Source organism: Allobacillus sp. SKP2-8 (genome assembly GCF_007559355.1).
In the GTDB taxonomy this organism is placed as follows: Bacteria; Bacillota; Bacilli; order Bacillales; family Alkalibacillaceae; genus Allobacillus; species Allobacillus halotolerans.
Window position 1 is genome coordinate 21,962 of record NZ_VMHF01000015.1, and the last position, 25,123, is coordinate 47,084.

Sequence of the window (25,123 nt, forward strand, 5' to 3'; positions counted from 1 at the left end):
AATGAACAGTTTTTGGTCAAGCTAACGAAAATCAATCACCATTAAAAATCGTGTTTTTGACGACGACATAATCTGTTTGACGAATGGCGTCGAGTGTTTTGCCGCCAGCGTAGGAAATGGATGACTGTAGATCTTGTTCCATTTCTTTTAACGTATCGGCAAGCTTTCCTTTATATTCGACAAGCAATTTCTTACCTTCAACGTTTTTCTTTTCGCCTTTCTGGAACTCTGAAGCGGAACCGAAATACTCTTTATAGAGCTTTCCGTCGACTTCAACCGTTTTTCCAGGAGACTCTTCGTGACCTGCAAAAATGGATCCGATCATGACCATCGATGCGCCGAAACGAATCGATTTAGCAATATCTCCATACGAACGGATTCCGCCGTCTGCGATGATTGGCTTCGTTGCAGCTTCAGCACACCATTTTACCGCTGCTAGTTGCCAGCCGCCTGTGCCAAAACCTGTTTTCAGTTTCGTGATACAGGCTTTGCCTGGACCGATTCCAGCCTTCGTAGCATCTGCACCAGCTTCTTCTAAATCACGGACAGCATCTGGCGTCCCGACGTTTCCTGCGATGACGAAAGTCGATGGTAAATGGTTTTTAATATGTTTAATCATATTGATGACCGCATCTGAATGTCCATGTGCGATATCGATTGTAATATAGTCAGGAATCAATTGCTTATCTTTCAGTTGTTGGACAAAGTCGTACTCTTCTTCTTTGACGCCAACACTGATGGAAGCGATCAATCCTTTTTTATGCATATTTTCAATAAAGGCCTGACGTGTTTCAGGTTCAAAACGGTGCATGACATAAAAATATTGATTCTCCGCAAGGTAATTGGCAATTTTTTCATCCATTGTCGTCTGCATGTTGGCAGGAACAACCGGTAGCTTGAACGTATGCTCTCCCAATTTGATGGATGTGTCACATTCCGAACGGCTACTGACAACGCATCGTTTTGGAATCAATTGAATATCTTCATAATCAAATACGTTATTCATCTCAATTCTCCTTTAAAAACGAACATTTTTTTATATTTTATTTAATTTGTTCGCCCACAGGTAATTTACTTGATTTTGTAAAGAAAGTCAATAGCGAAGTTCGGATGTAATGAATAACTTATGTTTGCACATGCAAAAAACCATGCAGATCCGTTCGCCTGCATGGTTTTTCGTTAAGCAGTATGCTGTTTTTGCGGATTCGGAACAAACAAAAGGATGACAAATCCGATTATGAACAAAATGATTAAGCTGAAGACGCCGAAAGATGAATTGCCTGTTAGCTGAGACATGGCTCCTACAAGGATTGGCCCAGAGACCGCTGCAAAACGTCCAAATACATTGTAGAACCCGAAAAAAGAATTCGATTTTTCTTTTGGTACCATTTGTGCGAAAAAAGACCGGCTGAGCGCTTGAATGCCGCCTTGAGCAGAGGCTACAAGCATCGCCAAGATCCAAAAATCAACGACCGTATCAAGGAAGATCGCGTAAAAACAGACGAAGATATAAATGATAATACCGGTGTAAATCATTTGTTTTGCGCCGTATTTACGGGCAAGACGACCGAAGAGCAATGCAAAAGGGGCCGCAACAATTTGTACAGCGAGTAAGGCAATAATCAAATCTGTTGCACCTAAACCGACATCTGTTCCGTATGCCGTTGACATCGATATAATTGTTCCGACGCCATCGATATAGAAGAAGTATGCAATCAAGAAAAGCAAGATTCCTTTATGTTGTTTAATTTCTAAAAAAGTTTTTTTCAATTCTTTAAAGCTGTTTCTGACAATGCGTGGCTTGCGTTCAATCCAATGTTTTTGTCGAACATTTTTTAATAATGGAATGGTGAATAAAATCCACCAAACTCCGGTGATCAAAAATGCAATCTTACTTGCGCTTCCAACGGAAAGTGGAAGCATTTCCATCTGACTTGAAATAATGATGGAAATAGAAAGGATGAATGGAATGACACTGCCTATGTAACCGAGGGCAAATCCTTTGGCAGATAAGTCATCCATATGATCTCGCTCGGTAACATCGACCAAATACGCATCGTAAAATAAATTAGCCCCTCTTGCGCCGATTGCTGACAGCGTATAGATAAATAATAAAAGAAGCCACTGGTCATTCGGCACAAGCACTAAACCGATGGTTGAAAGCGATCCAAGCAAGAAAAAGAATAAGAAAAATTTTCGTTTCATATTTTTAAAATCCGCAAACGAACCGAGAATAGGTCCGAGCATGGCTAGAATAAAGGTTGCAATCGATATGGTATAACCTAAATAAGCCGTTGAGTTGGCGGCACTTACTCCTGCTTCACTCGCAACTGATTTATAATAGATCGGAAAAATAGCCGTTGTAATGACGACAAAGTAGGCTGAATTTGCGATGTCATACTTCATCCAGCTTTTTTCTGCTTTCGTGTACTTACCCAATCCGCACTCCCCCTTGATTAACTTGTTATTTCTAATGTATCTTAATTTCAATAAATTAGAAACAATATTCAGAAAAAATTACCAAAAGATATGAGCCAACTTGTTGCTTACTTTATACAGCATCCGTCATACTGGAATTAGCGAGATTAATGACAGAAAGAGGTTGAGTGTGATGAAAACAGAGCAGCAATACTTTGAAGAAGGCCAAACGATTCAGGAATATATGGATCAGATGAGTAAACTCAAAGAAGAGAGCTTTCAAGTTTATGAAAAATTTGAGCTTCCGAATGATGGCTTTGCTGAACAGTTAAAGGATTTTCCGGTGCATTTTTTGGTCATCACGGAAGATTGGTGTGGTGATGCGATGATGATCAATCCGGTTATTCGTAAACTGGCTGAAGCAGCTGGTAAAGAGACGCGTGTTGTTTTACGTGATGAAGATACGGATCTGATTGACCGTCACTTAACCAATGGTTCACGTTCGATTCCGATTGTGTTAATTTTGAATGATCAAGGTGAGTTGGTCGGCGAATGGGGGCCACGAGCTCCAGAAGTTCAACAGATTGTTGATGACTTTCAAAAGAGTCTTCCGGACAAAGAGGATCCTGATTTCAAAGAAAAGCAAAAGGAAATGATTCAAGAATTGACCCGAAGATATAAAGAAGAGTCAGAGCTTTGGCATTATGTATATGAAAACGTTAAAGGAACCTTATTGGTGTTGGATGCCAAAGGAGAAATTGAATAATGGCAGCATAAGAAGCTATCGTTATGGGGCGGTAGCTTTTTTTGTATAATTAATTTAACTCCAAGGCAAGTAGGATATTTCAGGACAAATCTCGAAAGATAATAGAGATATGATGTAAAGGAGAGGTGGAAGGATGCCGGATAATTCCGATCGCTACTTAGCAGCATTTAATCGAATTGAAAAAGCATTGCGGACGCAGGTGGGAAGTGATGAATATCAAACGTTCAGTTTTATGGTAAGGGAGGCATCGAAAAAGAATGCCGTTGTAAAACGTTATGAGAATGATCTGCGTGAGTTTGCGGACTTGCGTAATGCGATTGTACATAATTCTACAAACCCTGCATTTACCATTGCAGAACCGCATGATTCGACCGTTGAAAAAATTAAAATGATTGAAGAGGAAATCATTCACCCGCGAAAAGTGTTTCCGACTTTCCAAAAAGAGGTCATTATATTTCAAGCGGAAGATTCATTGGCAAAAATGTTACAAATCATTCGTGAGCAAGCAATTACGCAGTTTCCTGTCTATAAAGATGAGGAATTTATCGGTCTTCTTTCAGAAAGCGGAATTACAAACTGGTTATCAAAGAATGTGAAAGATGACATTATTTCACTCGTCGAAACCGAGTTGCATCAAGTTATTTCATATGAAGAAGAACAACAAAATTACCAGTTCATCGACCGGGAAATGTCTATCTACGATGCAAAGGAGATTTTCAAAGACAATTTGGAAAGAGGAACAAAAATTGATGCTTTACTGATCACTGAAAATGGTGAAGAAGACGAAGGTTTATTAGGTATTATGACAAGATGGGATTTCTTGCGAATACAATAAACACTGAGGGAGGGGATTTTGAATGAATTCAGAAGGGTGTATGAAATGCGGAAGTAAAGATGCGGGTACCAAAGAAATTGCCACAAGCGGTTCGGGGTTCTCAAAGTTATTTGATGTCCAACATAATAAGTTTCAAGTGGTTTACTGCAAAAACTGTGGATATTCAGAGCTGTACAATCGAAGCACTTCAACGGCTGGGAATGTCATTGATTTATTTTTCGGCGGATAAGATTTAGATTAAAAAATGGTATCATCGGGAACATGTATAGAGTAAGCTTCGAATTTCTATATACTCAACACAACATGAATGGAGGCTAAACATGTCTGAAAAGAAATACAACCTGAAAGACAGCGAGAAAATTGCCGAGAATAACTATGATTCATCCTACGATCAAGCGGATGACTCACAGTTTAAAGAGGGCCTAGCCGAAACACGCGAGCAAGTTGCCGATGATTACCAACAAGGAACCATTGACCAAAAGAAAGATAAAGACAATAAATAAAAAATAAGCAGGCATAATCATTTCACAATGATATGCCTGCTTTATTTTAGGTGTATTTTCCAAGAAGGCTTACTTTAGTTATCCGTCTTAATTCGGTCCTGCAATAACTGCATGCGTTCGTTGAATAATGTTGGATAAGAAAGAAAGCCGAGGATCGCACTGGTGATCACAGCATTCGTCAGTAGTATAAATAAGACCAGTAGTTGAAATAAAACAGCTTGAACAGGGTCAGCCCCGGCAATGATTTGTCCGCTCATCATCCCGGGCAACTGGACGAGTCCAATTGTTTTTTGGCTTTCAATGGTTGGAATGATACTTGCTTGAATGGATGTTTTTAATTGCCGTTGGACCGCTTGTTTGGGCGTTCCACCGAGCGATAAGATCAGCTCTGTTTCATTTCGCTTATCATCCATTTCAGCAGTAAAACGATTTAAAAATAATATGCTGAGTACCATCGAGTTACCGATGACCATGCCGCTGATCGGAATGACATACTGTGCTGTAGCCGGAGTAATGCCCATTCCGATTAAAACACCTTGAGTCAAAATTTCAACAAACGTAAAAGTTCCGACCAATTTCCAAGTGATCCCTTGAATGCTTGTTCCTTTTCTTCTTGCGTTATGGGTGGCCGCAATAATCATCAAGCCAACCATAAGCCAGATATAAATGGAATTATCCGAATCAAAAACGAATTGCAATATATAACCGACCGCAAGCAACTGGATAATGGAGCGGATGGTTGCAATGAGTGTATCTTTTTCCAAACCTAAGTTTAGCGTTCTAGATATAATGAGTGGAATGAGTACAAATATGAGTGAGAATGATAGCGTTAAAAAACTCATTGGAATTCGCTCCTTACAAATTCTTTGACCCTTTCGTCGTTCGGATCATTTAAAAATTCGCTTTTTCCTGTTTCGACGACTTCACCGTCCATCATCACCCAGCTAAAATCGCCAATGTTCAACGCTTGGCGTAAATTGTGGGTAATCCAAATAATCGTTGTTTGATATTCCTTGTTAATCCGTTTGATCAATGTTTCGATTTCTTGTTGCGAAACGGTATCAAGCGAAGAAGTGATTTCATCAAGCAGGAGAATGCTTGGGTGGTTTACGAGTGAGCGTGCAATAGAGACGCGCTGTTTTTGTCCGCCGGATAAGTTATTACTGTTTTTATCCAAAAGAGAGGCCGGCAGTCCCACCATATCCAATAATTCATTGGCTTCTTTATCTGACAATGTTTTACCTTGTAAGTTCTTCGGAATCGCCAAGTTTTCTCTAACCGTTCCTCTCAACATCGTGACACCTTGCATGACCATTCCGACTTTTTTTCTAAGTTCGACTGGATTATATTCATCAACTGGCTTGCCGAGAACGTAAATCCGTCCATTTGTAGGAGAGATCAGTCCATTGCAAAGTCGAATCAAGGTGGTTTTTCCAGCTCCGGAAGGACCGACAAGCGTTGTGATTTTACCTTGTGGAAATCCGTGGTTAATACCTTTTAATATGTACGAGTCATCGATCGTGTAATTGACTTGATCAAATCGAATGGCTTGATTGGAATCCATTATTCAGCACTTCCTTTTTATTGATCGTCTCTTCTCATCATAAATGAACGTTCCCGTTCTGCAAAGTGATTAAGCATACATACAAAAGAAAGAAAAACATATAAAAATACATCCCATCTATTGTCATACATAGCATCTGTATGGACAACACAAAATATAAGTGATCATATGAGAAAGGTGTGATGTTACAAATGAGGAATGTTGATTGGTTGCCGATTGTTGCTTCGATCGGAATTGGTGCTGCTGCCTACAGTATGATGACAGGCAAGGGAGGCCAACTTCAGCAAATGATTCCTGGCGTCACCAATATGCTGGGACAAGGCCAACATGGAAATCGCTCTTCAAAAAGCTAACTTATTTAAAGAAGAAGCATTTGTGAATTAGCATTCGTACTTTTTCAAAGAAAAAATGAAATAACACCCATACGATATAAGGTATGAATCTTAATCGTATGGGTGTTCATTCAATTAATTGAAGTGCGATCCAACACTCTTCGGTGAGGCCGTATTGATAAAGTTGTTCTGACTGTTGAAAAGCGCGTTCTAACTGTCGATAAAGGTGTTCTAACTGTTGATAAAGCTGTTCTGACTGTCGATAAACGTGTGCTAACTGTTGATAAGCGCGTTCTAACTGTCGATAAATGTGTGCTAACTGTTGATAAAGGTGTTCTGACTGTCGATAAACGTGCCCCAACTGTTGATAAGCGCATTCTGACTGTCGATAAACACACCCCAACTGTTGATAAACACGCGCTATCTACCGATAAACACTCCATCAACTATTGATATAGCAATCTGGAGGAATCAATCATACATGAGTAATTTTTGCCGACTGAATTAATGTTCGAATCTCATCCTCGTCTCCTTTATGAAGTAGGTCGACAATTTTACTGCCGACAATGACTCCATCACAATATTCCGTAAGCTGTCGTACATGCTCAGGAGATGAAACGCCGAATCCGGCAAAAATAGGTTTGTTCGTTTGTTGCTTCAAGCTCGATAAATGTTCACCTAGTGATTCTCCAAATCCGCTATTCACACCTGTAATTCCGTTAACTGTCACGGCGTATAAAAATCCTTCCGTTTGTTCACTTATTTTTGCCAAACGGTCTGGTGTGCTGGTCAAGCTGGCTAACCGGATGAAGGCTATTTCGTGCTCCTTCAATGCTTCTGAAACATGGTTGGTTTCTTCCAGTGGGATATCTGGAATGATGACGCCATCCACGCCACTGGCTTCGCAGTCTTCGGCAAATTGCTTCGGTCCGTATGCATAAATTGGATTGATATAGGTCATTAATACAATAGGAATTTCGCGATCTTGTTTAAATCGTTTTAATTCATTCAACACTTTTCGTAACGTGACACCGTTTTTCAAAGCTCGTTGTCCAGCTTCTTGAATGGTTGGTCCATCAGCGACAGGGTCAGAAAAAGGTATACCTAATTCAATTACGGTTGCTCCTGCATCGGCCAATAATTGAATTTGTGATTCCAATTGGTCTAAACCGCCGTCACCAGCCATGATATATGGAACGAAGGCTTTATCGCCATTTTCTAAAACGCGATTGATTGCTTCATCGACCTTTAATTTACCCATGTGTGACACCTCCTAAATGGTCGCGAACCGCTTCAACGTCTTTGTCGCCACGCCCGGATAGACAGACAACAACCACTTGATCGCTCGTAAGCTCTTTGGCTAATTTTGTTGTATAAGCAATAGCGTGTGAACTCTCTAGCGCAGGAAGAATTCCTTCTGTTCGCGATAAAAGTTGTAAGGCTTCCAATGCTTCTGCATCTGTAATCGAATCATAGGCTACTCGGTTTGATGCGTGTAAATAACTATGCTCCGGACCGATACCCGGGTAATCTAAACCTGCGGAAATCGAATGTGCTTCTTGGATTTGACCGTCTTGATCTTGCAGTAAATAAGTCAATGTTCCGTGTAAGATGCCAGCGGATCCGCCGGTTAATGTCGCTGCATGCTTTCCGGTTTCGATACCTGATCCGCCTGCTTCAACTCCGTATAACTGAACGTTTTCTTCTTCGACGAAGGGTGCGAACATGCCCATCGCATTACTCCCGCCACCGACACAAGCAACAACGGCATCCGGCAGCCTTCCTTCTTGTGCCATGATTTGTTCTTTCGTTTCATCCCCAATTACACGTTGAAAATCCCGGACAATGTGCGGAAAGGGGTGCGGTCCAACGACAGAGCCAATAATATAATGGGTGTCGGTTACGTTGCTCACCCAATAACGCAATGCTTCATTGACGGCATCTTTTAACGTACCGCTTCCTTGGTCGACACTTTTGACGGTCGCACCTAATAATTCCATCCGAAAAACATTCAGCTTTTGTCGTTCGATATCTTCTTTTCCCATGAAAATGACACAATCTAAATCGAGTAAAGCACACACGGTAGCCGTTGCTACGCCGTGTTGGCCGGCTCCTGTTTCAGCAACGACTTTTCGCTTGCCCATTCGTTTGGTCAACAGTGCTTGGCCTAGTGCATTATTGATTTTGTGTGCACCGGTATGATTAAGGTCTTCGCGTTTTAAATAAATCTTTGGACCGCCAAGTGATTTAGAGAGTCTTTCGGCATAATATAAAGGTGTTTCTCTACCAACGTATTGGCGTAAATACTGGCCTAACTCCTGTTGAAAAGCTGGGTCTTGCTTTGCTTCATGATAAGCTTCTTCTAACTCCAGGATTGCTGGCATCAACGTCTCTGGGACAAATCTGCCGCCAAATTCACCATAATACCCTTGAGTGTTCGGTTGTTGAGTCGTTGTCATATTTTCATCTCCTTATTTTTTGCTTGCGTCACAAATGCTTGGATTTTCGAAACATCTTTTCTGCCATCTGTTTCTACACCGCTGGAAACATCGACTCCAAATGGTTGCGCTGTTTGGATCGCTTCCTGTACATTGTCCGGATGCAGTCCCCCGGCTAAAATAATCTGGCTATGACTCGGAGTTGCTTGCTTCAATAATTGCCAATCGAATGCATGCCCCGAACCACCACGATATTTTCCCCCTGGATGGTCGACTAACGAATAAGCAACATCATACAGAGAAAGTCGTTCTAGATTATGTGGTTCCCGAATAGGAAAAGCTTTGATGACCGGATAGTCGATCTGCTCACACTCCGTCGGCGTTTCATCCCCGTGTAATTGGATGATATCTAGCCCGGCGAAAGCGGCAATTCGATTAATTTCATCAGGCGATTCATTAACAAAGACACCTACTTTTTTGATCGTATCCGGTAAAAAAGCGATGATTTCTTTGACGACCTCTGGCTTCACCCGTCGTGAGCTTTCCGCAAAAACAAATCCAATAAAATCAGCGCCAGAAGCGGCTACGGCTAATGCAGTCTCTTTATCCTGGACACCGCAAATTTTAACGATCATGCAAGCTCACCTCGTTTAAAGGAATACGCAGTTCGTCAAATGTTTGTTTTAAATCACTGGATTGCATCATCGTTTCGCCGACAAGAATTGCTCGTGCACCGGCCCTTTGAACACGCTCGACGTCTGCCGTTGTTCTCATGCCACTTTCACTGATCAGTAGTGTCGCCGGATTTTGAATCCGTTCAGCTAGTCGTTCTGTTGTCGCCAGGTCAACGTTGAACGTTTTTAAATCACGATTATTGATGCCGACGATATTCGCATTTAAATCGTTCGCGATTGCGGCTTCTTCTTCCGTATGGATCTCCAGTAAAACTTCTAAGCCTAATCCGGTTGCATAGCGATAAAGCTGCTCTAAGCGAGCTGGATTCATGGCTGCAGCAATTAATAAGATGACGTCTGCACCATAATCGAGTGCGCGGTCGATTTGAATCTCATCTAAAATAAAATCTTTATTTAAAACAGGGATGTCGACGACCTGTCGGATACGTTGTAAATCTTCCATGTTTCCTTGAAAAAAAGGCTGGTCGGTTAAAACAGAAATAGCATTTGCGCCAAATTGATCGTACATTTTCGTATGAATTCCTGGGTCCGCATCGACGTTAATCGGACCTTTGGAAGGGGAGGCGCGCTTGAATTCTGCAATGATATTCATTCGGTCAGATTGCTGAAAGGATTCATATAGAGAAACGAGAGACTTCTTTTGACTCGAATGCCTTTGATAAGACCGTTTTAATTCGGTAATTTCCTGTTGTTTTTTCGCTAAAATTTCATCAAGAATGGTCATGTTATGCACCTCGCTTTACACGTTGACTATACTCAATCAACATCGCTAATTTTTCGTTCGCTGCTCCGGAATCGATGCTTTCTTTGGCTGCAAGGATTCCTTCTTCAAGAGATGAGACTTTTCCATTCGCATAAATCCCAAGTCCTGCATTCAGTAGCGTCGTATCGCGATAAGCACCTTTTTCCCCTCGCAAGACACTATTTAAAATCGTTGCGTTTTCTTTCGTGTCCCCGCCACGAATCGCTTCCAGTGGATATACGGGTAAGCCGATTTCTTCTGGATGCAACCGGAAATCAGAGATGGCCTCTTTATCCAACAGAGCCAGTTGATTATAGCCGGCAAGAGAGGCTTCATCCATTCCACCTGCACCATGGACGACAATGGCACGTTTTCTGCCTAGTTGACGAAGAACTTCAGCCATATCCGTGACCATATCCGCGCGGTTGATCCCCAGAAATTGAGAAGAAAGTGATACTGGGTTGGTCAATGGGCCAATAAGATTCATGACCGTCGGAATTCGTAAAGTCTTTCGAACTGTCATCAGCTTTTTCATCGCCGGATGGATGGTCGGGGCGAATAAAAAGGTAATGCCATTTTGTTCGAGAAGCTCTTTTGCGTGGTGACCAGACAAAGATAAATTGACACCGAGTTCTTCCAACACATCTGCACTGCCGGTTTTACTAGAAACGCTACGATTGCCATGTTTTGCAACGGTCAGTCCAGCACCAGCCATGACGAATGCAGCTGTCGTACTAATGTTGAAGCTCATCGACCCATCGCCTCCTGTACCACAGTTGTCGATAATATCCGGGGAGTCGACTGGTAATTGCAGTGATTTTGCCTGAATCGCCGCTGCTAACCCAGCAATTTCTTCCGGTGTTTCACCTTTCACTCGTAAGGCTGATAAAAATGCTCCACGCTCAATATCGGTAATCTCTTCTGAGAATAACTGCTCTGCTGCAAGCTTCATTTCATTGAAAGACAAGCTTTTCCGTTCTGTGATCGTTCGTAAATAATCCAACATGTCAATCGCTCCTTTTTTCGTTTTCCTATAAAAAAAGTCCCTTACAAACACAATAATTATGTGTTCATAAGGGACGATCGAAACCGCGGTGCCACCTTTAGTTGAAGAGCATTACCTCTTCCGCTCAATACCCGATAACGGCGGGAAACCGTTTTTTCCTACTCTTTGCATTTCGGAAAAACTCTCTGAAGTCCATTCAGCTTACCGACCATGCTGGATTTCCACCGACACCAGCTCTCTTTGATGATCTGCCATAAGCCTACTCTTCTTCGTCATTGATTAATCGTTATATAATTTTACCGAAAACAAAAAGGTTCCCACATCCTAAATAAAGGACGAGGGAACCCGTGGTACCACCTTTGTTAGCTTCAACATGAAGCTCTCTTTACGACATCCAGCCTAATTGCTTGAATGTGTGTCTCAGATAACGACGAGACATTTCGCCAAAGCCTACTTACGCACTCGTTTCGGTTTGGAAGCTCGGAAGGCCATTCATTCATTTCGCACACTGGTTCACACCAACCACCAGCTCTCTGAAGTACAGAAAACGAATTACTCTTCTTCGTCAACGCTTTTCATTCATATGATTATTCAATAGCATAAATCGAATCCGATTCATTGTCAATAAAAAATGTAAATTATTTTTCTATTCAATCTTATTATAGTCCGTTCACATATTGTTTATGCGAAAAGTTGTTTCTATCTTGGTGATTCGTTAAAATTTGTGGTACATCAAACGTCATAGAAGTGGAGAGGAAGAGTAGGATGGATTATAAAGAGGCACGATGGCGAGAGCTTTTTGAGGGATTTGAAAAGTCTTTCGCTCTCTTGGGAAATAAAGTGACGCAAATGCCACAAGACATCTATGAAACAGCCAGTCTTGTTCATTTACATGAAATGTGTCTTGAACATGCCAGAAAAACAATTTATGGTTTTTTGGAAGCTAGAGGAATTGCGGTCAGTACTCCGAGACAGGCGGTTAAAGAAGCGGCAAAACACGAGTTGATCTCAACTGAAAAAGTGTGGCACCGTGCATTCAACCGGAAAAACTTAGTGTATTTCTTATATACAGAAAAAGTGGAAAAAGAAATTACAGAGGATATTCAACAGAGGTATTATCCGATGTATGCAGAGTTTTATGAAACAATCCAGCAGCATATAAAAAAATAGTCAGGAAAAACTGGTTCAGCCGCTTTAGACTAAGTAGTTTTGGCGAAGAGAAAGCGAAATACCAACGCAACGAGCACTTCAAATCACGCTGAGTTCCAGGTCTCTTGGCAATACAAATAACGCACATTTAAGCGTGACTTTAAAACAATAAGAGGCTGGGACAAAATCTTTTAAGTAGACTCAGATACGAACATTCTAAATTAGCGTGTCGGAAATAACTGCTTCGGAAATATACTCCGCTTTTTATTGTAACTATATCAAAACGCCGCTAATTTATATGCTAAAACAACTGAATTGCATCTGAAACGCTTATATAACAACAAAAATAAGCACACCAATGATATGTTAATTGATGTGCTGAAAGTGAACTACTTCGTTTTAGATGAACCCGTTTTCGAATAATCGTAAGTTTATTAAGGCTTCAAAGTTTAATGCAATCATCTTCTTTTTTGTCAAAAAAATCATACGCATGAGTGGCATCTTCCAAGTCGATTTAATGTGTAATGAGATCTGTTGGGTTAAATTCGATATTGTTGATCATGTCATAGTGCAAAGTGGATCACCGGTCTTCTACAATCCCCATCGGTTCATGCTCGATAATATAATCCTTCCTTAAGGAGTAGAGCATCGACATCCTTCACTTCAACTTTGGTTTAAGATAGCCCTCATGCACTATAAGTCTGCTTGAATTAATCCTTTTTCTCGTTGATTTTCACATAAAAAGTTCGCTCGCGAGGTCCGTCAAATTCACAAAAATAGATGCCTTGCCAAGTGCCTAATAACAACTCCCGGTTATCGACGATGACAAATTCTGATAAACCAACTGTACTTGTTTTCATATGTGCTGCTGTATTCCCCTCTGCATGTTGGTCTTGTTCGTTGACCCAAGGGAAAACTTCATCAAATCGTCTTAGCATATCCGTTTTGACGTCAGGATCGGCATTTTCATTGATTGTAATGCCGGCAGTCGTATGTGGTGAGTAAACGACAGCACTTCCGTTAATGACTTGCTCCTCGGTGATGAAATCTTGTACAAGAGAAGTGATATCCACCATTTCACTATGGTGCTTTGTTTGTATGGAAAATTTCCGTAGCATTGTCATACTCCTTTCCGTTAGCATAATCTTTTTGCTTTTTTTATTCTCAGAGAAGTTAATTGTCAACAGTGATAAAAGTTTTAGAGAGCCCGATTCAATTTGTGAAAACATCTATGAAAACGAGACTCAAAGTCATCTTTGAAAGAGGTTATGAATATAACGTTCTTAGTAAAGGGATTGCCGAAAGTTTTGTACTTCAAACACGTTTTAGCGTCATTGAAAAGCTGAACATTGGGTTAGCTATTTCAACGTTTGATACAATCAAAGAAAGGCGTATGAAAAAGAAGGGGACGAACAAAATGTCGAATGAATTAGCATTAAAACATGTATTTAAAAAAGGAACAGGAAATACACCACATACATTGTTACTATTGCATGGGACGGGCGGAACAGAAGAAGATCTGCTACCTTTAGTAGATTATATTGACCCAGAAGCCAATGTGTTGAGTGTTCGAGGAAATGTATCCGAAAATGGTATGCCACGTTTCTTTAAACGCTTAGCGGAAGGTGTTTTTGATGAAGAGGATTTGATTTTCAGAACAAAAGAGTTGAATACGTTTCTTGATGAAGCGGCTAAAGAGTATGGTTTTGACCGGGGACAAGTGATCGCAGTCGGTTATTCGAATGGGGCAAATATTGCTGCAAGCTTACTCTTTCATTATGAAGGTGCATTAAAAGGTGCAAGCTTACATCATCCGATGGTTCCTAGAAGAGGAATCGAATTACCTGATTTGACGGATAAGGCGGTGTTTATCGCGGCAGGGACAAATGATCCGATTTGCCCGTCGCAAGAATCGGAAGAACTAAAAGCATTGTTAACTGAAGCGGGAGCGAAAGTCGACCTTCATTGGGAAAGCCAGGGCCATCAGCTGACAATCGGAGAAGTAAAAGCAGCAGCTGAGTGGTATCGAAACACTCTCATATAATTGGATATCTATGTAAACCTAACGATGTATTGCAGGATAAAATGGCTGGATCTTCGCAAAGTCGTTAGGTTTTTTTGGCTAGATTTTTCAATATTAAATCAAAGAAAGAATTAAGCTAATCACTACAATGGCACCAATAATCATTAGAATCGTACGTAACATACCATCACCATCCTCTGTAAGTTACTCACAGGTCAATCCCCGGATTCAATTAAATGTAAACATCTTTCGGCTGGGGAAGTGTGGTGATGAAGTATAGTTACTGAACATTAACTGTGGTTCTTAAGTGAGTCGGTGAAATGGTCTTCTTCTTGATCTGATAACCGAACAAAATAAGGATAGAAGACAATATATAAAAGAATCAACAGTGCCCAAAGAAGAATAATCCACACGAAAGAAAGGCCAGTTAGCGGTAAAAGAATAGGGAGAAGTAATGGCCATGTGAGAAACATTTGCTTACGTCGGGATCTTTTCGTGATGAACTGGGTTGATTGGCATTTCGGACAAGGGATGCGAGTATCCAAGCGAAGTGAAGATTTCCATGTTTCTTTCCATGTCCATTTTTGTTTACAGACCGAGCATACTGGTAAGTGCATGATTTTCCTCCTGACTATAAAACCTTCGTGCCATTCGGAACGTTCTCGTCCGGTGTTAATAAAACAACATCGTCCTGTTCTGGCACGCCACCAATAACAAGGACTTCAGACTTGAACCCAGCGATTCGCAGGGGCTCAAATCCAGTTACCGCAACAACTTGACGACCGACCATGATCTCTGGTGAATAGCGCTTGGTGATTTGTGCCGACGATTGTTTCGTCCCAAGCTCACCAAAATCAATCCATAATTTGATTGCAGGTTTTCGGGCTTCTTCAAAATTTTCCGCAGCCGTCACTGTTCCAATCCGAATATCCAATGCATGAAAATCATTAAAGTCTGGCATATTCTTAAACTCCTTTTATATAGCTTATTGTCATTATTCTTCATTATAGCAAAAAACATATACAAAAAAACCCAAGCTAAGCTGAACTTGGGTAAATAGATTATTGAATTTCTTCAACGGCGACCGGTTTACTTTTTTGTAAGTCGATTAATTTGAAGAGGGCGTTTCTTTTTACATAAACGGATTTATATAACTGTTCTTCATCCTTCGTATAAATAATAACTCTCTTACCAGGATGATCAGTAACGACATGTAAAGCGTGGGAGTCGACATCCACATCTTTCATGACTCGGTCCATTTCTATATATTCTTCGAGATCCCTCGGCTCGGAAGCTTCAGTAATTTCGACTTCAGTTACCGGCTGTAATTCTGCTTGGTCGACGGATTCCTCAGTAATGCTTTCGCCGGAATTTGATTCATTAGAGGAATTCGTTTTCTGCTCTGTTTCAGTCTCTTGATCCTCTGCTGTTACATTGGTATCTTCTGTTTGATCAACTTCACTACAAGCTACCAACACAACAAGTGTTATCAGTAGCAAAACGAATAACTTCCAATTCATTTGTTCTCTCCTTTGCTGTCTGACTGAAGATTGGTCATCATGTGTGTTATTCCTTTGTTTACCCGAATTCGAATACTGCATCACTTTTTGAGGAAAGTTTTCTTCAAAATTAAGTAGCATGGTAGGAAGATTGCGAAGGTCATCAATTTATGATACAATATCTGATTGGAAGGAAGATATTTATTTTTATAAACATATACTTCATATGCTTATGAAAGACATCTTTCCATTAAAAAATTATCATTGCAAGGTGGTTTTGACATGGAAAAAGAAGCATATCGTGTTTTGCTTTACTACAAGTATGTAACGATCGAAAACCCAGAGGAATATACCGAGGAACATTTGACGTTCTGTAAGGATTTGGGGTTAAGAGGAAGAATTTTAATTGCGGAGGAAGGCATTAACGGAACGGTTTCCGGTACGGTTGAACAAACGCAAAAGTACATGGATACGATGCATGCTGATCCGCGATTCAAGGATATGGTTTTTAAGATTGATGAGTCTGATGGCCATGCATTCAAAAAGATGCATGTGAGACATCGCGACGAGCTTGTAACCCTTCGACTTGGTGAAGAAGATACTGATCCAACTGAAGATACAGCTGAATTTCTAGAACCAAAGGAATTTTACGAAGAGTTGCAACGAGATGATGTCGTTGTCTTAGACGCAAGAAATGATTATGAATACGACCTCGGACACTTCCGTGGAGCAATTCGTCCGGATATTCGGTCGTTCCGTGAATTGCCTGAATGGGTCCGTGAAAATAAAGAAAAGCTTGAAGGGAAACGCGTACTCACTTATTGTACAGGCGGTATCCGTTGCGAAAAGTTCACTGGATGGCTGAAAAAAGAGGGCATCGATGATGTTGGTCAATTACATGGCGGAATTGTCACTTATGGCCAAGACCCTGAAGTAAAGGGAGAGCTATGGGACGGTCAATGCTACGTTTTTGATGAGCGAATCAGTGTACCGATTAATCGAGTGAAACATGTTGTTGTCGGCCGTGATTATTTCACTGGTGAGCCATGCGAACGCTATGTGAACTGTGCAAATCCAGAATGTAATGAACAAATCATTATGTCTGAAGAAAATGAACATTTCTATATGAGAAGCTGTTCACATGAGTGCCGTGTGCACCCACGTAACCGCTACGTCATTGAGCATAAAATGACAGACGAAGAAATTGACGAGAAACTTCAAGCAATAGAAGAACAAGGACATGCGAATAAGCAAGCTCAATAACATTAAAAGCACATCAACCGGATCACCAATAGGTGGTTCGGTTTTTTTGCTCTAAAACATTTGTAGGGGTAAATACACAACTTAGCGTAGGTTTCGATGATGGCCGTTGGTGTAAGGTGACCGCTTACGGCGGATGCTTGTACTGGAGGGGAATAAGTCGACATCTGTGACGTTTTCAATGCTAGTTCTTAGAGCTTCAGGGTTAATTTGGAGACCTTCAGGGTTAATTCGCGGTGCTTCAGTGTTAATTTGAAGTCCTTCAGGGTTAATTCGCTGAGCTTCAGTGTTAAATTGGAGATCTTCAGGGTTTATCTGCCGGGCTTCAGTGTTAATTTGTGAATCTTCAGGGTTAATATGCGAGGCTTCAGGGTTAATTCGCGATCTCTTTAAAAATTTTGTCATAGCCTCAACAGTTGACTTAGAATTGGTTTTTTATGTTCTAGGGAAGGGAATGAATAGGAGTATAAATACGGAAGCACGGTAAGTTTAATCGAATGCAATGTTCGCCTGAAGAAAGGAGTATACAAACATGAAAACACTTGTCGTAGGAGCGAATGGTCAGATTGGCAGGCATGCAACGCAATTGCTCCAAGAAGAAGATGAGCACGAAGTTGTTGCTATGATTCGAAATGAAGAGCAAAAAGATTATTTCGAGTCAAAAGGCATTCAAACAACTGTAGCTGACCTGCTCGACTCCGTAGAATCCTTGAAACAAACTGTTGAAGGATTTGATGCGGTCATTTTCACAGCAGGATCGGGCCCAAAAACAGGAGCAGATATGACATTAAGAATTGATTTGGATGGTGCTGCTAAGATGATCAAGGCAGCTGAAGTAGCTGGTGTTGGGCGATTTTTAATGGTGAGTGCTTTTCAAGCAAATAATCGGGGAAATTGGAATGAGGAGATTGTTTACTACTATGTGGCAAAGCATTTTGCAGATAAAGAACTGAAACGAAGTAAGTTAGCTTATACAATCGTGAGACCAGGCGGACTTGTGAATGATCCAGGTACTGAAAAAATAAAAATTGGCAGTAAGGACCTTATTGAACGAGGTACGATTCCGCGTGAAGACGTCGCACGCGTGCTTGTAGCTTGCTTAGATAAAAAATCAACTGAATATAAAAGCTTCGATTTGATATCCGGTGATCAAGAAATAAATGACGCCCTTGATGAATTATAATGAAAAAGGCAAAAAGTAAACGATAAAGTAACACCCGTACGATGAAATTTAAATGTCGTACGGGTGTTGTGCAATTATAGAGACATACGTTTTCGTTCCATTTTAGAAAAATTATTCATGGTCATGATGTTCTTCGGCTTCCATGCCAATTGCTCTTGTTTCATGAACAGTTCCGTGTGGATGTTCTGGCGGTGCATAGATGGAATATAGTTTTAAAGGCTTGTCCCCTTTGTTGGTGACATTATGCCACTTGCCTGCAGGTACAAGAACGACATCATCATGCCCTACTTTTTTCTCAAAATCTAGATTGTCTTTGCTGTCACCCATTTGGCAAAGGCCTTCGCCTTCTTCAATGCGCAAGAATTGGTCGATGTGATTGTGGACTTCCAATCCGATGTCCTCACCAACAGCGATACTCATTAACGTTACCTGTAGATTTTTCCCTGTCCAAAGTGCTGTACGATAGTTCTCGTTTTGCTTCGTGGCTTCCTCAATATCTGTAACGAATGGGTTTGCTCCATAATCTTTTAACTCCATACAAATCCTCCTTATTTATAATAATTATAATTAAAAACTCACTATAATTAATGTACAATAATTCTTGAAAAGATACAACTTATTTGGATTCCTTTTGGCCGAGTGCCGTCAAAAAGTAAGCCGTAGGTAACAAAAAGCCAAGCGAGGCTTGTAATAATGAAAAGAAACGACTGATCCCGACAGGTACATAGTCTCCATAACCGACGGATAACATGGTAACCCCGCTATAATAAAACATATTCCAAAAAGTCGGTTCTACAGGATCGCCATTTTCATCGCTATGTCTCAAAGAAACTTGTTCTAAACCGATGGCATAATAAAGGACTGCAAACGCGACAGTCAGAATGGATAATACGAAAAATAATTTAATGAATAAAGCCAGATGAAAATAACTTTTCTTATATGATTTGTTGGTGAAAAAGTAAAACAGATTAATAACAATGACTAATAATGCGATCACGATGAGGATTGTCGTCATGGCTGGCCACCCCCTATGTAGGTAATTCACTAAAAGGGGGATGATTAAACAACAAAAATCAATTTGACCAGTGTGGTCCACATGTGATAAGTTCAATAGACCGAGGTGGTCGAAATAAGTAACGTCATATCTTAGGAGAGGTTAATCTTGCACGAAAAATTTGAACGTTTAGATTCAGAAAAACAATCAAAAATCATACAAGCGGCTTTAGAAGAATTTAGCGCCTTTGACTTTGAACATGCCTCAACGAACCGGATTGTAAAAAACGCGGGAATCGGAAAGGGCATGTTATTTTATTATTTCAACAGCAAAAAAGACTTATACACTTATTTGATGCATTACTGTTTAGATCGAATTTATTCACAAATGGTTGCTCAACTACAGACAGCCATCCAGGAATCGAAGGGTGATTTCATTGAACGATATTACATCACTGCACGTCTTAAGGCTGAGTATATGGCGAAAGAACCTCATGTGTTTAATTTTATGAGTTCGCTTATTCTACAAGATTTTCTCAGTTTACCGACGGAAATTCAGCAGAAAATGCAGACGTTACAACAGCAAGCCTATGACCTTTTATATAAAGATATTGACCTCTCATTGTTCAAAGATGATATCGATTCGGAGAAAGCATTGAATCTAGTTCGGTGGTCACTTGATGGTTACCAGCAAGAACTTGAACATCAATTGAAAGGTGAACAAATTAGTTCGATTAATTTGAAGAACTATTGGGATGAGTTTTATGAGTACTTAGATTTACTGAAAAAAGTATATTACCAATAAGGGGGTCACATGGATGGAAAAGGTAGTTGACATTAAGCGCGTTACGAAAAAGTTCGGGGATTTCAAAGCACTTGATGAAGTAGATTTTTCCGTTCGAAAGGGAGAGGTCTTTGGCTTTATCGGTCCGAATGGAGCTGGGAAGTCGACGACGATTCGGATTCTGTTAGGGATTTTAAAAGCAACTGAAGGTCAAGCAACCATTTTCGGAAAAGACGTATGGAACGATTCGATGGAGATTCACCGCCAGATTGCCTATGTGCCTGGTGATGTCAATTTATGGCCGAATTTAACCGGTGGAGAGGTCATCGATTTGTTTGCCAAGCTTCGTGGTGGGCGTCAGACCAAACGGCGTGAAGAGTTGCTGGAACGCTATAAACTTGACCCAACGAAAAAATGTCGCACGTATTCAAAGGGAAACCGTCAAAAAGTCGCACTCGTTTCCGCTCTATTATCAGAAGCCGATTTGTATATTTTCGATGAACCGACGTCGGGATTGGACCCGCTGATGGAGCAGACCTTTCAAGAGGATGTGCGGAATCTACGACAAGAAGGAAAGAGCGTATTATTGTCCAGTCATATTTTATCTGAAGTCGAAAAGCTTTGCGATCGAGTTGGAATCATACGGGATGGCACAATCATTGAACAAGGTAGTTTGGAAGAATTGCGTCATTTAACGCGCCATCATGTTTTACTAGAAACGACTTCGAGTCTTGATGGACTGAGAGATGTAGAGGGGGTGCATGACGTAAATCAAGATGGGAATACGTATCGATTTCAAGTAAATGCTGAACAGATGGACCAAGTGATTAAGTTTGCGAGTCAATATCCGATTCAAAAATTCGAGAGTGCCCCACCTACCTTAGAAGATCTTTTTATGCGTCATTATGAAGGAACTGATGAGGTGGTTGAATGAGCGAGTTATTCAAACGATCCTTTCAATTGTTCAAATTGACGATTCGACGTGATCGCATACGTGCTTCCATATGGATTTTCGCGCTAGCGTTTTTCACCTTAATTATTCCGGGATCCTTCCAAAATCTTTATCCTGATCAACAGGATCGTGATGCAATGGCGGTAACAATGGAAAATCCGGCGATGGTTGCGATGGTCGGTGAAGGAGACTTGGACAATTATACGATTGGCGCCATGTCTGCTCATCAAATGGTATTGATTACTGCAGTGTTTGTAGGGATTATGAGTATTCTGCTGTTTGTACGACACACCCGTACAGATGAAGAAGAAGGTCGAGTTGAATTGATTCGAGCCCTGCCAGTGGGACGGTTAGCAACGCTCCATGCCACTACGATCTACGTTGTTTTTGTGAATGTCGCTCTTGCAGTGCTGGTTGCGGTTGGTTTTATGGTACAACCGATTGAAAGTCTTGGAATCGAAGGGGCACTTCTTTATGGAGCCACACTCGGAGGAACGGGCATCTGTTTTACGGCGGTTACTGCCCTATTTACTCAGCTATCTGACAGTTCCCGCGGAGCTACTGGTTGGTCGATTGGTCTATTACTGTTTTTCTATGTCCTCCGTGCAATCGGTGATATCGGGAGTGAAGCATTGTCGTTATTTTCACCGCTCGGCTGGACGACGAAAACGATGATTTTCACAGAGAATCATTGGTGGCCAATCTTTTTAATGCTCGCTTTTTCTTTTGTCGTCTTATTGCTCGCCTACCGGTTAAATGCGAAAAGGGATTTAGAGGCGGGATTATTTCCTTCTAAACCTGGAAAAGCTCGCGCTTCAAACAATTTATTGAGTCCTTTTGGTTTAGCATTCCGCTTGCAACGCACGGCTTTTATTTCTTGGGCGGTCGGTATGCTCTTATTGGGAATCTCATATGGATCTGTGTTAGGTGATTTGGATTCATTTTTTCAAGGAAATGAAATGGTAGAGAAAATTCTTGTGCAAGAAGAAGGGTATTCAATTGCGGAGCAGTTTATTTCGATTATCATGACAGTCATGGGAATGATAGCTACGATACCTGCACTAATCTCAATGAATAAATTATACGGTGAAGAAAAGAAATCTAGACTAGAATTACTTTATGCCAAGCCTGTCTCTCGGAAGACGATGATGGGCAGTTACTTATTGGTTGCAGTGATCAATGCGTTCGTTTCTGTGATTCTTGCAGGGATTGGTTTATGGGCAGCAGGTTCAACAGTTATGGATGATCCTGTTTCGTTCGGAACGATGATCGGTGCCTCGTTGGCATATATTCCTGCTATGTTTGTCATGATTGGCTTATCCGTCTTATTGATCGGTTTTAGACCATATGTTGTTTCACTGACATGGGTTTACTTAGTGTATTCATTCATCATCGTTTATATGGGGAATCTATTTCAATTAGATGAATGGTTTAGTAACGTTACACCATTCGGTCATGTATCACAGCTGCCTGTTGATGAATTCGAAGTCGTACCGTTCTTTGGGTTAATAGGAGTGGCCGTTGTTCTTGTTGTCGCTGGACTTACGTTTTACTCGAAACGAGATATTCAAGGGTAATTCACATGGACATTGGTGGGCGAGATTGATTCTTATTGAAAATGGGTAAAATATTCGTGTATCTAATTTTCGATAAAGGAGAGATTACATGTCTGGAATGGAAAAACAAAATGGAAAAATAACACCTCCAGCTCAGAAACAATCTCGTCAACCAGGCTTTGAAAATGAAATGAATCCAGAGCCTGAGTACATTCGTGAAGGCTATAAAGGTAGCGACAAACTGAAAGATAAAGTCGCCATTGTAACTGGAGGAGATAGCGGAATCGGTAGAGCCGTCAGTCTCCACTTTGCCATTGAAGGGGCGAAGGTCGTCGTTGTTTATTACGATGAAGACGAAGATGCGAACAAAACGAAGGAATTGATTGAGAAAGAAGGCGGCGAGTGTCTACTGATTGCAGGAGATATCGGAAAAGAAGACTTCTCTAAGCAAATTGTCGATGAGACACTTAACCAGTTTGGTAAGATCGACATTCTCGTAAATAATGCTGCTGAACAGCATGTCCTAAAAGACTTCATGGATATTACAAGTGACCAACTAAAGCGCACGTTCGAAACGAATTTCTTTGGTATGGTTGATTTAACGCAAGCTGTCATGCCACACTTGAAAGAAGGAAGCAGTATTATTAATACGTCTTCGATCACAGCGTATGAAGGGAATCCAGTGTTGATTGATTACTCAGCTACTAAAGGAGCGATCACGTCATTTACCCGCTCCCTTTCTCAAAATGTTGTCGGAAAGGGCATTCGGGTCAATGGGGTTGCACCAGGTCCTATTTGGACACCATTAATTCCTGCATCATTTTCTGAAAAACAAGTGGATAACTTCGGTGGAAGTCAACCGATGAAGCGGCCAGGCCAACCAGCCGAATTGGCACCAGCCTATGTTTATCTAGCAAGTGATGATTCTACGTATGTCTCCGGTCAGATGATTCATGTCAATGGTGGTGCAATCTTGAACGGATAATTATTAGAGGAGAAGAATCCGATTGATACTCGGATTCTTCTTTTTTTAATCCGCTATCTTGTATTGCAATATACTGAAAGATATACTATCATGTATTACAAGATAGATGAGAAAAGGGTTTGATAAGTGTGTCTATGCGAAGTCAGTTACTAAAGGGAGTGCTGGAAGGCTGTCTGTTAGCCGTCATCTCCAATGAAACGGTTTACGGATATGAACTTTCGAAAAAGCTGCAAGATCAAGGGCTGGAGGTCAGTGAAGGATCTATCTATCCAATTCTTTTGAGGTTACAAAAAGACGATCTAATTTATGGAAAGATGGAGAAGTCACCGAGCGGACCGAATCGAAAATATTATTACATCACAGATAAAGGTCAGGAAGCATTAATAGAATTTGTAAACAACTGGGAAGCCATTAAAACGCCAGTCGATCAATTAATGGGGAGGCGAAAGGGATGAATTCTCAAGAATTAATCAAGTTAAACAACAAAAAAAGAGAAAAGCTCAATGAAGAAAACCTAAAATATTACGAAGACATGTTGGTTTACCTTCGTTTATCGTTTCTTAAATCAGAACAAGAAACCGAGGAGTTGTTAAACGAGCTGCTTGACCATTTATTAGAAGCCCAAGAAGAAGGGAAAGACTTCACCGAGGTTTTCGGTGATGATCCAAAGCAATATGCGAATGAGTTGCTTGGAGAAATACCAAAATCCATGACAAAAGAACGATTCAATTTATTTTTATTAGGAAGTTTTTCATTTTTTGCATCCGTGCTCATATTTAATGGATTAATTGATACGGTCATGTATTATATCTTTGGTAAAGGAAGCGCGATGGATGAGGTTTATCTTGGAACTGCCATCGTCCAATCCAGCATCTCCTTGTTGATTGCATTCTTCTTCTTATTTATCGTTATGGAATATTTAAAGTGGTCCATGTTTAAGAACATCAATAAATATCTGGAATTTTTTTATTTATGGTTAATTAGCGCTTTGAGTATCGGTGTTTTCGTTTTGCCCATTTACTTCCTGCCCGATTTCGGTACATCGTTTGAAGTCCCGGTATATAGCTATTTAATTGCAGGGATCTTGTTAGGACTTATTGTTTATGGCATATTTAAGTTAAAAGGGAATAGTAAAAAAGCATCGAGAGATCAAGGCTCAAACTTTAATCGTGAGTAGTGCGAAAACTGGAAAGTCTTATGAAACGCTCTATACCCACGAACGGGAGGCAAGTGAAGTCGAAAAGTCTTATAGAAGCACTCTATACCCCCGAGCGGGCAAAAAACGAGTTCGAAAAGTCCTATAGAAGCGCTCTATACCCCTGAGCGAGCAGAAAACGACTTCGAAAAGTCTTATAGAAGCACTCTATACCCCCGAGCGGACAAAAAACGAGTTCGAAAAGTCCTATAGAAGTGCTCTATACCCCCGAGCGGGCAGAAAAC

At 40.8% G+C, this 25,123-nt stretch carries 32 protein-coding genes and 2 other annotated features; of the genes, 15 read left to right on the forward strand and 17 right to left on the reverse strand.

What is annotated here, in order from left to right:
- Nucleotides 1–31: 31 nt before the first annotated feature.
- Together guaC and FPQ10_RS10550 are read right to left on the reverse strand one after the other, a co-directional pair.
- Complete coding sequence (gene guaC / locus FPQ10_RS10545; RefSeq protein ID WP_144163471.1) at nucleotides 32–1,006, reverse strand: GMP reductase; 975 nt, start codon at nucleotides 1,004–1,006, stop codon at nucleotides 32–34.
- A gap of 173 nt (nucleotides 1,007–1,179) precedes the next feature.
- On the reverse strand, nucleotides 1,180–2,439 hold the full coding sequence (locus FPQ10_RS10550; protein WP_144163472.1) for an MFS transporter: 1,260 nt from the start codon (nucleotides 2,437–2,439) through the stop codon (nucleotides 1,180–1,182).
- Nucleotides 2,440–2,611: 172 nt separating this feature from the next.
- On the opposite strand from FPQ10_RS10550, the gene FPQ10_RS10555 reads away from it, so the two are divergent.
- The 4 genes from FPQ10_RS10555 to FPQ10_RS10570 all read left to right on the forward strand — a co-directional run bounded on the left by FPQ10_RS10555 (nucleotide 2,612) and on the right by FPQ10_RS10570 (nucleotide 4,522).
- Entirely contained in the window at nucleotides 2,612–3,184 is a 573-nt protein-coding gene (locus FPQ10_RS10555) for a thioredoxin family protein (RefSeq protein ID WP_144163473.1), read from the forward strand.
- Between the two features lie 133 nt (nucleotides 3,185–3,317).
- Entirely contained in the window at nucleotides 3,318–4,019 is a 702-nt protein-coding gene (locus FPQ10_RS10560; RefSeq protein WP_144163474.1) for a CBS domain-containing protein, read from the forward strand.
- A 22-nt stretch (nucleotides 4,020–4,041) separates the two neighbouring features.
- Nucleotides 4,042–4,248, forward strand: coding sequence for a zinc ribbon domain-containing protein (locus FPQ10_RS10565; RefSeq protein WP_144163475.1), 207 nt, complete (start codon nucleotides 4,042–4,044; stop codon nucleotides 4,246–4,248).
- Between the two features lie 91 nt (nucleotides 4,249–4,339).
- Nucleotides 4,340–4,522 (forward strand): YozQ family protein, encoded by a 183-nt coding sequence (locus tag FPQ10_RS10570; protein ID WP_144163476.1) that lies wholly within the window; start codon nucleotides 4,340–4,342, stop codon nucleotides 4,520–4,522.
- Between the two features lie 74 nt (nucleotides 4,523–4,596).
- On the opposite strand, the gene FPQ10_RS10575 is transcribed toward FPQ10_RS10570, so the two are convergent.
- The gene (locus FPQ10_RS10575; protein ID WP_144163477.1) at nucleotides 4,597–5,364 is read right to left on the reverse strand and encodes an ABC transporter permease; all 768 of its coding nucleotides are present in this window, start codon (nucleotides 5,362–5,364) and stop codon (nucleotides 4,597–4,599) included.
- The gene (locus FPQ10_RS10580; RefSeq protein ID WP_144163478.1) at nucleotides 5,361–6,086 is read right to left on the reverse strand and encodes an ABC transporter ATP-binding protein; all 726 of its coding nucleotides are present in this window, start codon (nucleotides 6,084–6,086) and stop codon (nucleotides 5,361–5,363) included. The genes FPQ10_RS10575 and FPQ10_RS10580 overlap by 4 nt, the downstream gene beginning before the upstream one ends.
- 182 nt (nucleotides 6,087–6,268) lie before the next feature.
- Between FPQ10_RS10580 and FPQ10_RS13130 the strand changes: the two genes are divergently transcribed.
- The gene (locus FPQ10_RS13130) at nucleotides 6,269–6,439 is read left to right on the forward strand and encodes a hypothetical protein (RefSeq protein WP_186278658.1); all 171 of its coding nucleotides are present in this window, start codon (nucleotides 6,269–6,271) and stop codon (nucleotides 6,437–6,439) included.
- Between the two features lie 106 nt (nucleotides 6,440–6,545).
- On the opposite strand, the gene FPQ10_RS10585 is transcribed toward FPQ10_RS13130, so the two are convergent.
- From FPQ10_RS10585 to trpD, 6 genes are all read right to left on the reverse strand, one after another.
- Complete coding sequence (locus FPQ10_RS10585) at nucleotides 6,546–6,779, reverse strand: hypothetical protein (RefSeq protein ID WP_144163479.1); 234 nt, start codon at nucleotides 6,777–6,779, stop codon at nucleotides 6,546–6,548.
- Nucleotides 6,780–6,893: 114 nt separating this feature from the next.
- Complete coding sequence (trpA, locus tag FPQ10_RS10590) at nucleotides 6,894–7,679, reverse strand: tryptophan synthase subunit alpha (RefSeq protein WP_144163480.1); 786 nt, start codon at nucleotides 7,677–7,679, stop codon at nucleotides 6,894–6,896.
- Nucleotides 7,672–8,877: a tryptophan synthase subunit beta gene (trpB, locus tag FPQ10_RS10595; protein WP_144163481.1), complete on the reverse strand. Its 1,206-nt coding sequence runs from the start codon at nucleotides 8,875–8,877 to the stop codon at nucleotides 7,672–7,674. The genes trpA and trpB overlap by 8 nt, the downstream gene beginning before the upstream one ends.
- A complete protein-coding gene (locus FPQ10_RS13135) occupies nucleotides 8,874–9,491 on the reverse strand; it encodes a phosphoribosylanthranilate isomerase (RefSeq protein WP_186278654.1) in 618 nt (205 codons plus the stop codon). Before FPQ10_RS13135 ends, trpB begins: the two co-directional genes overlap by 4 nt.
- Nucleotides 9,481–10,275, reverse strand: coding sequence for an indole-3-glycerol phosphate synthase TrpC (trpC, locus tag FPQ10_RS13140; protein ID WP_186278655.1), 795 nt, complete (start codon nucleotides 10,273–10,275; stop codon nucleotides 9,481–9,483). The genes FPQ10_RS13135 and trpC overlap by 11 nt, the downstream gene beginning before the upstream one ends.
- 1 nt (nucleotide 10,276) lies before the next feature.
- Complete coding sequence (gene trpD, locus FPQ10_RS10605; RefSeq protein ID WP_144163482.1) at nucleotides 10,277–11,299, reverse strand: anthranilate phosphoribosyltransferase; 1,023 nt, start codon at nucleotides 11,297–11,299, stop codon at nucleotides 10,277–10,279.
- A 66-nt stretch (nucleotides 11,300–11,365) separates the two neighbouring features.
- Nucleotides 11,366–11,584 (reverse strand) — a binding site (T-box leader).
- A 43-nt stretch (nucleotides 11,585–11,627) separates the two neighbouring features.
- Nucleotides 11,628–11,877, reverse strand: a binding site (T-box leader).
- Nucleotides 11,878–12,064: 187 nt separating this feature from the next.
- Between trpD and FPQ10_RS10610 the strand changes: the two genes are divergently transcribed.
- A complete protein-coding gene (locus FPQ10_RS10610; RefSeq protein ID WP_144163483.1) occupies nucleotides 12,065–12,469 on the forward strand; it encodes a nucleotidyltransferase substrate binding protein in 405 nt (134 codons plus the stop codon).
- Between the two features lie 689 nt (nucleotides 12,470–13,158).
- Here the strand turns inward: FPQ10_RS10610 and FPQ10_RS10615 are convergent.
- Entirely contained in the window at nucleotides 13,159–13,566 is a 408-nt protein-coding gene (locus FPQ10_RS10615) for a secondary thiamine-phosphate synthase enzyme YjbQ (RefSeq protein ID WP_144163484.1), read from the reverse strand.
- A gap of 299 nt (nucleotides 13,567–13,865) precedes the next feature.
- Between FPQ10_RS10615 and FPQ10_RS10620 the strand changes: the two genes are divergently transcribed.
- Nucleotides 13,866–14,492 carry an alpha/beta hydrolase gene (locus FPQ10_RS10620; protein WP_144163498.1) on the forward strand — a complete coding sequence of 209 codons (627 nt, stop codon included), beginning with the start codon at nucleotides 13,866–13,868 and terminating at the stop codon, nucleotides 14,490–14,492.
- A 269-nt stretch (nucleotides 14,493–14,761) separates the two neighbouring features.
- Here FPQ10_RS10620 and FPQ10_RS10625 read toward each other — a convergent pair whose 3' ends face one another.
- The 3 genes from FPQ10_RS10625 to FPQ10_RS10635 all read right to left on the reverse strand — a co-directional run bounded on the left by FPQ10_RS10625 (nucleotide 14,762) and on the right by FPQ10_RS10635 (nucleotide 15,991).
- Nucleotides 14,762–15,088: a TIGR04104 family putative zinc finger protein gene (locus FPQ10_RS10625; RefSeq protein ID WP_144163485.1), complete on the reverse strand. Its 327-nt coding sequence runs from the start codon at nucleotides 15,086–15,088 to the stop codon at nucleotides 14,762–14,764.
- 14 nt (nucleotides 15,089–15,102) lie between these two features.
- Nucleotides 15,103–15,432, reverse strand: coding sequence for a chaperone CsaA (csaA, locus tag FPQ10_RS10630; protein ID WP_144163486.1), 330 nt, complete (start codon nucleotides 15,430–15,432; stop codon nucleotides 15,103–15,105).
- Between the two features lie 100 nt (nucleotides 15,433–15,532).
- Nucleotides 15,533–15,991, reverse strand: coding sequence for a hypothetical protein (locus FPQ10_RS10635; protein ID WP_144163487.1), 459 nt, complete (start codon nucleotides 15,989–15,991; stop codon nucleotides 15,533–15,535).
- A gap of 261 nt (nucleotides 15,992–16,252) precedes the next feature.
- Here FPQ10_RS10635 and trhO point away from each other — a divergent pair, with 261 nt between their 5' ends.
- Entirely contained in the window at nucleotides 16,253–17,233 is a 981-nt protein-coding gene (trhO, locus tag FPQ10_RS10640) for an oxygen-dependent tRNA uridine(34) hydroxylase TrhO (RefSeq protein ID WP_144163488.1), read from the forward strand.
- A gap of 81 nt (nucleotides 17,234–17,314) precedes the next feature.
- Here the strand turns inward: trhO and FPQ10_RS10645 are convergent, their stop codons facing one another.
- Nucleotides 17,315–17,635 (reverse strand): hypothetical protein, encoded by a 321-nt coding sequence (locus tag FPQ10_RS10645; protein WP_144163489.1) that lies wholly within the window; start codon nucleotides 17,633–17,635, stop codon nucleotides 17,315–17,317.
- Nucleotides 17,636–17,762: 127 nt separating this feature from the next.
- On the opposite strand from FPQ10_RS10645, the gene FPQ10_RS10650 reads away from it, so the two are divergent.
- On the forward strand, nucleotides 17,763–18,413 hold the full coding sequence (locus FPQ10_RS10650) for an SDR family oxidoreductase (protein ID WP_144163490.1): 651 nt from the start codon (nucleotides 17,763–17,765) through the stop codon (nucleotides 18,411–18,413).
- Nucleotides 18,414–18,524: 111 nt separating this feature from the next.
- Here the strand turns inward: FPQ10_RS10650 and FPQ10_RS10655 are convergent, their stop codons facing one another.
- Together FPQ10_RS10655 and FPQ10_RS10660 are read right to left on the reverse strand one after the other, a co-directional pair.
- On the reverse strand, nucleotides 18,525–18,950 hold the full coding sequence (locus FPQ10_RS10655; RefSeq protein ID WP_144163491.1) for a cupin domain-containing protein: 426 nt from the start codon (nucleotides 18,948–18,950) through the stop codon (nucleotides 18,525–18,527).
- Nucleotides 18,951–19,029: 79 nt separating this feature from the next.
- Nucleotides 19,030–19,428: a potassium channel family protein gene (locus FPQ10_RS10660; protein ID WP_144163492.1), complete on the reverse strand. Its 399-nt coding sequence runs from the start codon at nucleotides 19,426–19,428 to the stop codon at nucleotides 19,030–19,032.
- A gap of 147 nt (nucleotides 19,429–19,575) precedes the next feature.
- Between FPQ10_RS10660 and FPQ10_RS10665 the strand changes: the two genes are divergently transcribed.
- The 6 genes from FPQ10_RS10665 (at nucleotide 19,576) to FPQ10_RS10690 (ending at nucleotide 24,860) form a co-directional block, all read left to right on the forward strand.
- On the forward strand, nucleotides 19,576–20,211 hold the full coding sequence (locus FPQ10_RS10665) for a TetR/AcrR family transcriptional regulator (protein ID WP_186278656.1): 636 nt from the start codon (nucleotides 19,576–19,578) through the stop codon (nucleotides 20,209–20,211).
- A gap of 13 nt (nucleotides 20,212–20,224) precedes the next feature.
- Nucleotides 20,225–21,124 carry an ABC transporter ATP-binding protein gene (locus tag FPQ10_RS10670; protein ID WP_144163494.1) on the forward strand — a complete coding sequence of 300 codons (900 nt, stop codon included), beginning with the start codon at nucleotides 20,225–20,227 and terminating at the stop codon, nucleotides 21,122–21,124.
- Nucleotides 21,121–22,719, forward strand: coding sequence for an ABC transporter permease (locus FPQ10_RS10675; RefSeq protein ID WP_144163495.1), 1,599 nt, complete (start codon nucleotides 21,121–21,123; stop codon nucleotides 22,717–22,719). Before FPQ10_RS10670 ends, FPQ10_RS10675 begins: the two co-directional genes overlap by 4 nt.
- 88 nt (nucleotides 22,720–22,807) lie before the next feature.
- Nucleotides 22,808–23,683 carry an SDR family oxidoreductase gene (locus FPQ10_RS10680; protein WP_255439900.1) on the forward strand — a complete coding sequence of 292 codons (876 nt, stop codon included), beginning with the start codon at nucleotides 22,808–22,810 and terminating at the stop codon, nucleotides 23,681–23,683.
- A 128-nt stretch (nucleotides 23,684–23,811) separates the two neighbouring features.
- Nucleotides 23,812–24,138 (forward strand): PadR family transcriptional regulator, encoded by a 327-nt coding sequence (locus FPQ10_RS10685; protein WP_144163496.1) that lies wholly within the window; start codon nucleotides 23,812–23,814, stop codon nucleotides 24,136–24,138.
- Nucleotides 24,135–24,860, forward strand: a complete 726-nt coding sequence (locus FPQ10_RS10690; RefSeq protein WP_186278657.1) for a DUF1129 family protein — start codon at nucleotides 24,135–24,137, stop codon at nucleotides 24,858–24,860. The genes FPQ10_RS10685 and FPQ10_RS10690 overlap by 4 nt, the downstream gene beginning before the upstream one ends.
- Nucleotides 24,861–25,123: the final 263 nt, after the last annotated feature.